Annotated in this window: 7 protein-coding genes; 1 reads left to right on the forward strand and 6 read right to left on the reverse strand. The window is 59.4% G+C overall.

Annotated features, from left to right (window positions below; all coding sequences use genetic code 11):
* Positions 1 to 28: 28 nt before the first annotated feature.
* The 6 genes from PMI38_RS26180 to PMI38_RS15855 form a co-directional block, all read right to left on the reverse strand.
* A complete protein-coding gene (locus PMI38_RS26180) occupies positions 29 to 742 on the reverse strand; it encodes a TorF family putative porin (RefSeq protein WP_008095823.1) in 714 nt (237 codons plus the stop codon).
* Positions 743 to 875: 133 nt separating this feature from the next.
* The gene (locus PMI38_RS15835; protein WP_008095824.1) at positions 876 to 2,171 is read right to left on the reverse strand and encodes a purine-cytosine permease family protein; all 1,296 of its coding nucleotides are present in this window, start codon (positions 2,169 to 2,171) and stop codon (positions 876 to 878) included.
* Positions 2,172 to 2,329: 158 nt separating this feature from the next.
* Positions 2,330 to 4,105, reverse strand: a complete 1,776-nt coding sequence (locus PMI38_RS15840) for an aminopeptidase P family protein (RefSeq protein ID WP_008095826.1) — start codon at positions 4,103 to 4,105, stop codon at positions 2,330 to 2,332.
* Entirely contained in the window at positions 4,105 to 4,644 is a 540-nt protein-coding gene (locus PMI38_RS15845; protein WP_008095827.1) for a peptidylprolyl isomerase, read from the reverse strand. The genes PMI38_RS15840 and PMI38_RS15845 overlap by 1 nt, the downstream gene beginning before the upstream one ends.
* A gap of 126 nt (positions 4,645 to 4,770) precedes the next feature.
* A complete protein-coding gene (locus PMI38_RS15850; protein WP_008095830.1) occupies positions 4,771 to 5,259 on the reverse strand; it encodes an Lrp/AsnC family transcriptional regulator in 489 nt (162 codons plus the stop codon).
* Positions 5,260 to 5,868: 609 nt separating this feature from the next.
* On the reverse strand, positions 5,869 to 7,578 hold the full coding sequence (locus PMI38_RS15855; RefSeq protein ID WP_050548610.1) for a L,D-transpeptidase family protein: 1,710 nt from the start codon (positions 7,576 to 7,578) through the stop codon (positions 5,869 to 5,871).
* Positions 7,579 to 8,357: 779 nt separating this feature from the next.
* On the opposite strand from PMI38_RS15855, the gene PMI38_RS15860 reads away from it, so the two are divergent.
* Complete coding sequence (locus PMI38_RS15860; protein WP_008095834.1) at positions 8,358 to 8,903, forward strand: GNAT family N-acetyltransferase; 546 nt, start codon at positions 8,358 to 8,360, stop codon at positions 8,901 to 8,903.
* Positions 8,904 to 9,013 lie beyond the last annotated feature (110 nt).

The raw sequence follows: 9,013 nt of genomic DNA on the forward strand, positions 1-9,013 counted from the left end.
CCGCCAGCCGCAGCTGCCGGCTGTATTTTCAGAATGTGTGGGAGACCGCGAAGATCAGGCGGCCATCGTTGCGTAGGTATTCGCCGTCGTTGTAGAAACGCCCGGACAGGTCGGTATCGACCCAGCTCAGCTTGGTATTGATTGGACCGAAGCTGCGTTTGAGAGCAACTTCCCAGTTGGTGTATTCGTGGCCGCCTGTCTCGTCGCGACGACGGTAGTAATCACCATAGGCGTGACCGACCATGAAGGTCAGGTCCAACGCCAATGGCAGATTGAAGGTGTAGTCAGCGGCAACGTAGCGCGAGGCCCGCGACGTACTGATCAGGTCGGGGGTGTAGTAGTAATAGGTGTTGAAATTGCCGTAGCCGAGGCTGAGACCGAGTTCTGTGTAATTAATGTTGTAGTTCGTCGATGGGAAGGTGTAGTAATACCCGATGACGCCATAACGCACACCATTCTCCAGCTGGCCGTTATAGCCGCCATAGAAGTCCCATTCGATATTCGCACCGTCATCATAGGGGTCACCGCTTTCAAAACTGTCGGTGCTCGATATCCAGGTACCGACGAAGGCGCCACTATCGCCTGCCCAATCCAGACTAAGGCTCAAGGCAGGTTTGTTGCCGGAGTAACCAATGCCCCGGGTCTGGTATTCCGTCGTCAGCGCCAGGGTGCTGGACACTCCAGCATTGGCGGCGCTGCCCCATCCGAGGATGCCCAGCAGTACAAGAAAAATGCGAATCAAGGAATCTGCTCCTGAACTTCTTGAGGTTGTTATTTGCGTTTCGGTTGGCAGAAGAACTGTCGTTGTAGCCAAATCGCGGGCATGGCTTCGCCCGCCGGGGACACGCCCGGAAAATACGGTCAGGGTCAATGGATCAGGGTGCTGGGTGTGAGGACGCAGTCAACGGCACGGGGGCGAAGCGATAGAGCACCAGGTAGGCGACCAATGCCACCAGCAGCGAGTCCACAGTGGGTTGCGACGTCAGGGTCCATCCTTCGAACGAAGTCATCCATGCAACGCCACTCGCCAGCGCCCAGCTAAACAGCGCGGGCCAGCCGAATGGCCGCGAACGGGCCAGTTCAGCAAGAGCGTAGTGCTGCCGGCGAACCACGAAGAAGTCGGCTACATAGATGCTCGCCAGCGGTGGAATCAGGATGCTGAGGGTCAGAATGAAGTCGAGGAAGTGACTCATGAAGCCACCTACCGCAAGCACCGTCGCGACAAGGCTACCGGCCAGGGTGAGTTTCCAGTTTGCGGCGCGGCTGACCGTCGCAAGGGTAAGGGTCGCCGAATAGAGGTTGGCCGTATTGGTGATCCAGGTGGAGAACATCAGTACCGCCAAAGCCGGTAACAGAACGCCCAACACCGCCATCACCTGCATGATCTCCGCTTGGCCGGTGATGATCGACAACACCCCGCCAACGCCCAGCACGAAAGGAAAACCCAACGCCATGCCGAGAACGGCGATCAGCGCGTCCTTCTGGGTACGGGCATAGCGGGTGAAGTCTGGCATCAGCACCGGCGTCAGGATCACCATGCCGATGGTGCTGGCGATCACCAGCGACAGGCTGTCACCCGAACCTGCAAAGCCTGCCAGTTGTCCGGGCACAGTGCGCTGCAAACCCAGGTAGAGGGCGAACAGCATGAACGCGGCCATGAGCGGCACCGACCAGACCGACAGGCGGTCCAACCCACGCAGGCCATAAATGGCCATCAGTGTCATCAGGCCGCTGCCCCAGATACAGTGCACCCAGGCCGGCGTGTCTATGCCCCAGGCGCTATGCAAGGCACTGGCCACGGTACTGCCAAAGATATCCGCTGTGGCCGCATAGAACCCAAGCAGGGTCACCGCCATGATCAGGTTGATCAGTCTTGCGCCGTGCCGGCCAAAGGAAAATTGCAGCACCATGTAGGTGCTGAGCCGGGTTCGAACTCCTACCAGCGCGGTCAACGCACAGAGTACCCCGAGCAATCCGCACACCCCGATGAATACCCATAGAGCGGCGCTGAAGCCCACCTTCTGCGTCACATCCGAGCCCAGCCAGAACACCGGCAGGGTCATGCCGATGCCCAGGGTGATCAGCGCCAGCCCTACCCCGGAGACCGTTTCGGACTGCGGCACTGGCCGTCGATCGTAGCCATCGGGAATCACTTCTTCATTACTGCTCATGTTCGCCTCTAGACCGGCTGTGGCCCTGCCCCGGGCAATGGCCCGGGATGAACCGATTATTGGAATTGTGTCAGGCGCTCGCGAACGCAGGAAACATGTTGCCAGCCCGGTGAAACGCTAACTGCGCTTTTGCCGGGCCGTGGAAAAACAATCGACGGTTATTTTCCCTCAAACTGCAAATTGTTCACGTTGGTATGCCGCACCAGCCAAGCGGCCACGTCCGGCTCCAGCAGCGGCGCCAAGGTGAGACAAACGCGGCTGTGGTAGTCATCCAACCACTGGGCCTCGTCCTCACTGAGCAATGCCCGGTCGATCAATTCGATGGACAGCGGCACCAACGTCAATGCCCGGAATGCCAAGAATCCCGGGTGGCTTTCGCACTCGACCACTTCGTAGAGGTTCTCGATGCGAATACCCAGTTCACCGTCCAGGTAAACCCCGGGTTCGATGGAGGTGACCATGCCCACCTGCAAAGGTACTTCGCTGGCATGGGGTGCAATGCGCTGCGGACCTTCGTGGACGTGCAGGTAACTGCCAACGCCGTGCCCGGTGCCGTGGGCGTAATCCAATCCCTCCCGCCATAGAGCTTGGCGCGCCACGCTGTCCAATCGCTGACCGCTGGTGCCGGCAGGGAAGATGCAACTCGCCAGCGCGATATGGGCCTTCAGTACGGTGCTGTACAGGTAACGCTGGCGCCCGGTGGGCGGGCTGCAAGCCAGTACCCGAGTTATGTCGGTAGTGCCTTGTGGGTACTGACCACCGGAATCGATCAGCAGCAGGTCGCCCCAGGCGATCTTTGCTGCTTTTCCAGGCTTCGGAAGGTAGTGCGGTTGCGCGCCATTGGCGCCGCTCGCAGCAATGGTGTCGAAACTCACGCCACGGTAGTCGTCATGCAGGGAGCGCCAGCGCTCCAGGGACTCCACCACTGACAATTCACTCTGCCCACGAAACCGATCACAGTGTTCATAGAACCCATGCAGGAACCGGCACAGCGCCACGCCATCGATACGATGAGCCTCCTGGCTGCCCCGCAACTCTGCGGGCTGCTTGCATGCACGCCGCAACAGCAACGGATTGGCCACCTCATGAATGCTGCAGTCTGCCAGCTGGAACTGGCGATACACCGCAGCTGTGCAGGATTGGCGATCGATCCAGACAGATTGCCCACGCAACTCGGCAATAGCGCAATACAGTGCCTGTGGCGGACACACACTGACTGATGACGGCAACCACCCCTCGGGAAGCTGCAAGCGTTCGTGATCAATGAACCACTGAAGGCGGCCGCTGACATCGAGCAGGCCGCAACTGAATGGCAAAGGCGCGATGGATATATCCTGCCCACGCACGTTGAGCAGCCAGGCAAGCATGTCCGGTGCGGGCAACCACAAGGCATCACAGCCTGCGTCGCGCAGCTGTGAGGTTAACCCGGCGAGCTTTTCCGTACTGGATATCCCCGCGTAGTCGAGCGCCCATGGCAACACCGGGCTGCGTGGCGTGTCGGGGCGATAACGCCAGCAGCAATCCACGGGATTGTCGAGCGTCTCGCTCCACGTAATGCCTACCTGTCGAGCCATTGCCTGCAAACGATCGCACGCCTCGACACTGTGCAGGCGCGCATCACAGGCCAGCGTCCCGCCATCAGGCAAACACGTGCGCAACCAGCCGAACAACTCAGCGTCGTCCAGCGCCAGGATATCCAGATGCCGCCCGCACTCCAGCCGGGCCTGCTCGGTATAGCGACCATCGACCAGCAAGGCCGCCCGGGTTGCAGTCACCAGCGCCAATCCGACGCTGCCAGTGAACCCGGTCAACCAGTGCAAGCGCTCATCCGCGGGAGCCAGGTCTTCATTGAGATAGCCATCGCTTCTGGGCACCAGAAAGGCATCGATGCGCCGACAGGCCAGCTCCTTGCGCAGCGATTCGAGACGCTCCATCACAAGCCTCGCGGCTGGCGATACGCCCGCAGAATGCGAATCTCTTCCTCGGGCTCCAGGTACTCCTGTGCTCCGGCACGGCCCCAGATCGCCTCAACCACTGCCATCCCTGCGCATACTTGGCCGAAAGCGGCGAAGCCCAGGCCATCAGGATGACGCGCGCCACCATAGTCAAAGTGCGGCTGATCACTGATGCAGACGAAGAAATCCCCTTCGGCGCTGTCGGCTGCCTCTCGCCCCAGGGAAAGGGTGCCATGGCGATGACTGAGACCGGTCTGTCGTGTGGTTTCGAGGGCGATCATCGGCAGGTTGCTGGGTGCCAGGGGTCGTGTGCCGCCATGGATCACACTGATCCGCACGGGGTCCTCAGCGTCCTGGTTGTCGGGATTCACGATGCGAAAGATGCTGCTGCCGTCATAGCGGCCGCTGTCGACGTAAGCCAGGAAGTTAGCCGTGGTCAAGGGCGCTTTTTGCTCGAAGAGTTCGACGGTGAAGGCGCCCAGGGCCGTTTCCAGGGTGACGAAAACTGAGTCGGACATCGCGGTTCTCCATTGAAAAGAAACCGCTATTTTCCGCAACAGTGACGGTGCAAAAGGTCGAGTTAGCGCCAATGGACGGCAGTTGCTGCGGCATCGCTACGCCTTTAGCGCAGATTGTGCAGCTGTTCACTCACGCCAGATCAGATTCTCCAGCGGATAGCCTGCGAACCACTTGATCTTGTCGAGAATCATATTGCTTTTGATCTTCAGGATGTTGGGGTTCTCATCCAACAACTCTTCACACAGCTGATTGAAATCTGCGACCGTAGAGCAGGTCGCAAAAGCGATATAGTCGTACTCACCGTCCACTTTCAAGCAATCCAGCAACTCGCGGCGCTTGGCGATGAGGCGCTCGAACTGCACACGATGATGCCCGGCGTGATCGCGCAGGCTGAACATGACGTAGGCCATCACGTTGATGCAAATGGCGTCGAGATCGATCGAGGCCATGTAGGCTCGAATGTAACCGGCATCCTCCAATGCTTTGGTACGTTGCAGGCAGGCGCTGGGCGACAGGTTGACCTTTTCCGCCAGCTCCAGATTGCTGATCCGCGCGTTATTTTGCAGGTTTTCCAGGATCGCCCGATTGATACGATCGAGCTTCATTCTTTTCATATGCCCCTCATTGGCCTTCGCTCCAACCCAGCCTGCACTCTAACTGAACACTTCAAGCGAATGGGAATTTGAGCAACAGTCCGGCCTTGCGCGATAGCCTGCTACGTGTCTAACACGGACTAAGTGGTGTCCGCTTTAGACCGGTTACTTACCTTGATGAAGGGTAGCTTTGGGGTCGATAGCTGCACCTGTCCAAAGTGATGATGCCAGTGCTGGCCTCATCGCCGGCAAGCCGGCTCCCACAAAAGCATCACCAGCCCCAGGCTTGCGTTGTGCCTGTGGGAGCCGCGCTTGCCGGCGATGGGCCGCGAAGCGGCACCAACTTCCAGATATTTACCTGACTGCTTTCGACCCATAGCGGCCATTCGATGTGGGCCGCTAGCGGCCCAAAGTTGAGCCGTGCTGATCGGTAGTAAGACAGACCCTGTTCGGCCACAATCGATCACTCAGTTCAAGCTGGGACGCACCGCATGCTCACCACGCTCGCCATCGGCAACTACCGCTCGATCAACCCCCTTGTATTGCCGCTAGGCTAGCGTATTCGAGCACAGCGCAAGTGGACATGCTCCAATCGGTGGGCGTCGCAATTCCTGGTTGCTCATGCGCTGCCTAAATCTGGCTTTGCCCTGTGACCACCCTAGTCGTTTCTGCCTGCGGCAACGCCAAGGCGGGCAGTCCTGAAGGCAAATTCAACTGCCGCAATAGCGGCGTGTCGTAACCATAAATGTCGGGCTTGAACGTCACCCGCCCCTCGGTGCTCAAGTCGACCGTCCAATAGGCCAACAACACCGGTACCTTGACCGGAAGCTTGATGTTCCTGGTCCTGCCATTGGCCAACTGCTTTTGAATCCCCTCGCTGTTCCAGCGCACCGGGTCGTTGAACAACAACTCGACCAACTGCAGTGGATTCTCCACCCGAATACATCCGGAGCTGGTGGTGCGCACGGGCTTGGCGAACAACTCGCGATGCGGCGTGTCGTGCAGGTAAATCGCATAGTCGTTGGGGAAACGAATGACCACCTGCCCTAACGAGTTGGTAGGGCCGGCGTCCTGGCGCAGCCTGAGGCCGCGCGCGTTGTTCCAGTCGACGTTCGCTGGATCGAGTTCGTTGCCAGCACGATCAAGGACCCTGATCCGGCTGGCCGCAAGGTAACCCGGATTCTGCTGAATCTTGGGCAGCATATCCTTGGCCAGAATCGTCGGCGGCACAGTCCAGGTGGGGTTGAAGGTGATGTAGGTGATCTCGGACTGAAACACCGGGGTGCTGCGCACAGGCTTGCCGACCTGCACCCGGGAACGCCAGATGGGTTCGCCGTCGCGGTAGAACGCCACTTTGTAGCCGGCGATATCGACTACGACAAAAGTGCCATGGAGTTTGTAGAGCAGCCAGCGCGCCCGTTCCATGTTCACCCGGACCTGATCAATCCGTGCCTCGACAGGCACATTCAGCGCCGCCAGGGTCGCCGCCCCAGCCACGCCATCCACGCCAAGATACTGATCGACCTGATACTTCTTCACCGCAGCAATGACTTTATCGTCGTAAGCACTGCGCTTGCCCTTATGCGGCTCCAGATAACCACCGGCCACCAGACGGGCACGCAACTGTGCGACCACAGCGCCGTCCATGCCCGGCTTGAGTGACTGCCCTTCGGCGACTTTCGGCCAACCACCGGCATCGCGAACCTGACGCAACTGCGCCAATGCCTCACGCATGCTGCTATAAACCGCCTCTTGCGGCGGCGCCTGGGCGAACGCACGGGCCACATCGTGAGCATCCAGGGCAGCAAAGAAACTGTTCACATCTTCACGGGGATCAACACCGATCGGGTCGAAGTTCCAATGAAAATCCAGCCGCGACGGATTGACCTTGCCGCGCCGCAATTGCAGGAGTGCAGTGATGTAGGTGCGGGTCAGCGCGATATCAAAAGCCGCCGTTTGCGCTGGCGTCGGCGCGGAGGCCTGCATAAACGATCGAGCCTCGGCCAACTCGTCGCCCCGGAAGTCTGCAGGGTTAAGGCCGTCAGCTTGTATGTCATTCAGGCTCTTGAGCAACTGGGTGATATTGCGCCCGTCTGTCCAGGCAGCGCGATAGTTGCGATGGGAATAGAAATCGAGAACAACGCGATTGATGTCCGCGCGTTGATGCTTGCGAGAGGTAATCAAGGGAGGAAATGACGATACCAGGGGTTCAAGCGCGGCCTGGATCCCTTGTCCAACGATGTCGTCAGGCGCTGCAGTCGCCGGACTGACCTGCGCAGATGCTGACAACACGATCTGCGACGTTTCACCCAGCGCAGTGCCGCTGATCAGAAAGACCATAAAGAAAGCACGGCTTATGACGAATACCCTTGATGACTGCACCTTGGATAATCCTTGAATCTCTCGCAAATTAGAAAGCTAGCGTCCAAACCGCTGCTAGACTCGCCATATTCTTGATGAGAATTACATATGGCGCTACAAAGCTTTGGCTTTCCACTTACAGCGCTACTGTTGACGTCGGCCTTCATACCCCAGCCTACGCCGATTCGTTTGAAGTTGCGCTGACCAAAGCCGCTCCAAATGCCAATGCCAAGGTCATCGCCCTGGCGGTTCGTGCCACCCAATGTAAGGTCGACTCTTGACCGCGCTCTGCCCGTCGCGCCGGCACAGGTCGACCAAAAAGGGCACTTTACGGTGGGCTGCTTCCGGGTGTTCCTGTTGCCACCGGCAGCAGTTGACCGATAGCCGTTATCCGCGACAGGCTGCTTCGGGTCGAAAGTAGTCACTCGCGACCGACCGCTTTCGACCCATAGCGGTCACCTGTCCGAAGTTCTGTTGCCAGTGCCGGCCCCATCGCCGGCAAGCCGGCTCCCACAGAAGTATCACCAGCCCCAGGCTTACGTTGTGCCAGTGGAAGATGCGCACCTTGCCTTCGGCAGATCCACCTCGTTGCGCACCTTCTGCTGTTGGTCTGCAGACAGAGAACCGACAGTTTGCGCCACAGTGACACACGGCTTGGCGCTGCAATCGCCTTCAAAGCCACCCGTCCAGAATTGGTTCATCAATGGCACGGCCCCTGCACTGACCGGATTGATTACCGCTTCGAGTCCCGACGCCTGATGAACCTCATGACCCGATTACCTGGGCTCCTGATTCGCAAACCCGTGAGCAAGGATGCCTCCGCCCTCGCCTCCCTTCATATCCGCAGCTGGCAGAGCGCCTATCGTGGGCTGCTGTCGGCCACCTACCTGAACGCCCTGGATGCCAGTGTCGCGCGCCGCGTGGCCTTTCTGACTCAGGCCATCGAAACCAATGAGCCCTCCATCCGAGTGGCCGAGCTCAACGGTGCAACGGTGGGCTGGGCCTCCTTCGGCCCAAGCCGTGACGAGGACGCTGCCGCAAGCACGGCGGAACTCATGGCGATCTACCTCGACCCACAGGTCTGGGGACAAGGCATTGGTCCGGCCATGTGGGCGGATATACGGCAGACGATGCGGGACGAGGGTTATCAGCAAGTGAGCGCCTGGGTCCTCGACGGCAACGAACGCGCCAGGCGCTTCTACCTCAAGCAAGGCTTCACGGCACAAGCAGCCAGCCAACGCGTCGTCGAGGAAAACGCGGAGCCGCTTGCCCTCACCCGCTACGCGCGGGTACTTGATCGATGACTGTACGGGTCTCGCTCCGTTCGTTTGTCAGTGCCTGCCTCATCGCCGGCAAGCCGGCTCCCACAGGAGGATCACCACCCCCAGGCTTGCGTTGTGCCTGTGGGAGCCGC

Source organism: Pseudomonas sp. GM84 (assembly GCF_000282535.1).
In the GTDB taxonomy this organism is placed as follows: Bacteria; Pseudomonadota; Gammaproteobacteria; order Pseudomonadales; family Pseudomonadaceae; genus Aquipseudomonas.

What these genes read in the sequence shown, in the direction of transcription:
- PMI38_RS15835 (WP_008095824.1), bottom strand. Translation starts at nt 2,171, where the DNA reads ATGAGCAGTAATGAAGAAGTGATTCCCGATGGCTACGATCGACGGCCA.
- PMI38_RS15840 (WP_008095826.1), bottom strand. Translation starts at nt 4,105, where the DNA reads ATGGAGCGTCTCGAATCGCTGCGCAAGGAGCTGGCCTGTCGGCGCATC.
- PMI38_RS15845 (WP_008095827.1), bottom strand. Translation starts at nt 4,644, where the DNA reads ATGTCCGACTCAGTTTTCGTCACCCTGGAAACGGCCCTGGGCGCCTTC.
- PMI38_RS15850 (WP_008095830.1), bottom strand. Translation starts at nt 5,259, where the DNA reads ATGAAAAGAATGAAGCTCGATCGTATCAATCGGGCGATCCTGGAAAAC.
- PMI38_RS15855 (WP_050548610.1), bottom strand. Translation starts at nt 7,578, where the DNA reads ATGGTCTTTCTGATCAGCGGCACTGCGCTGGGTGAAACGTCGCAGATC.
- PMI38_RS15860 (WP_008095834.1), top strand. Translation starts at nt 8,358, where the DNA reads ATGAACCTCATGACCCGATTACCTGGGCTCCTGATTCGCAAACCCGTG.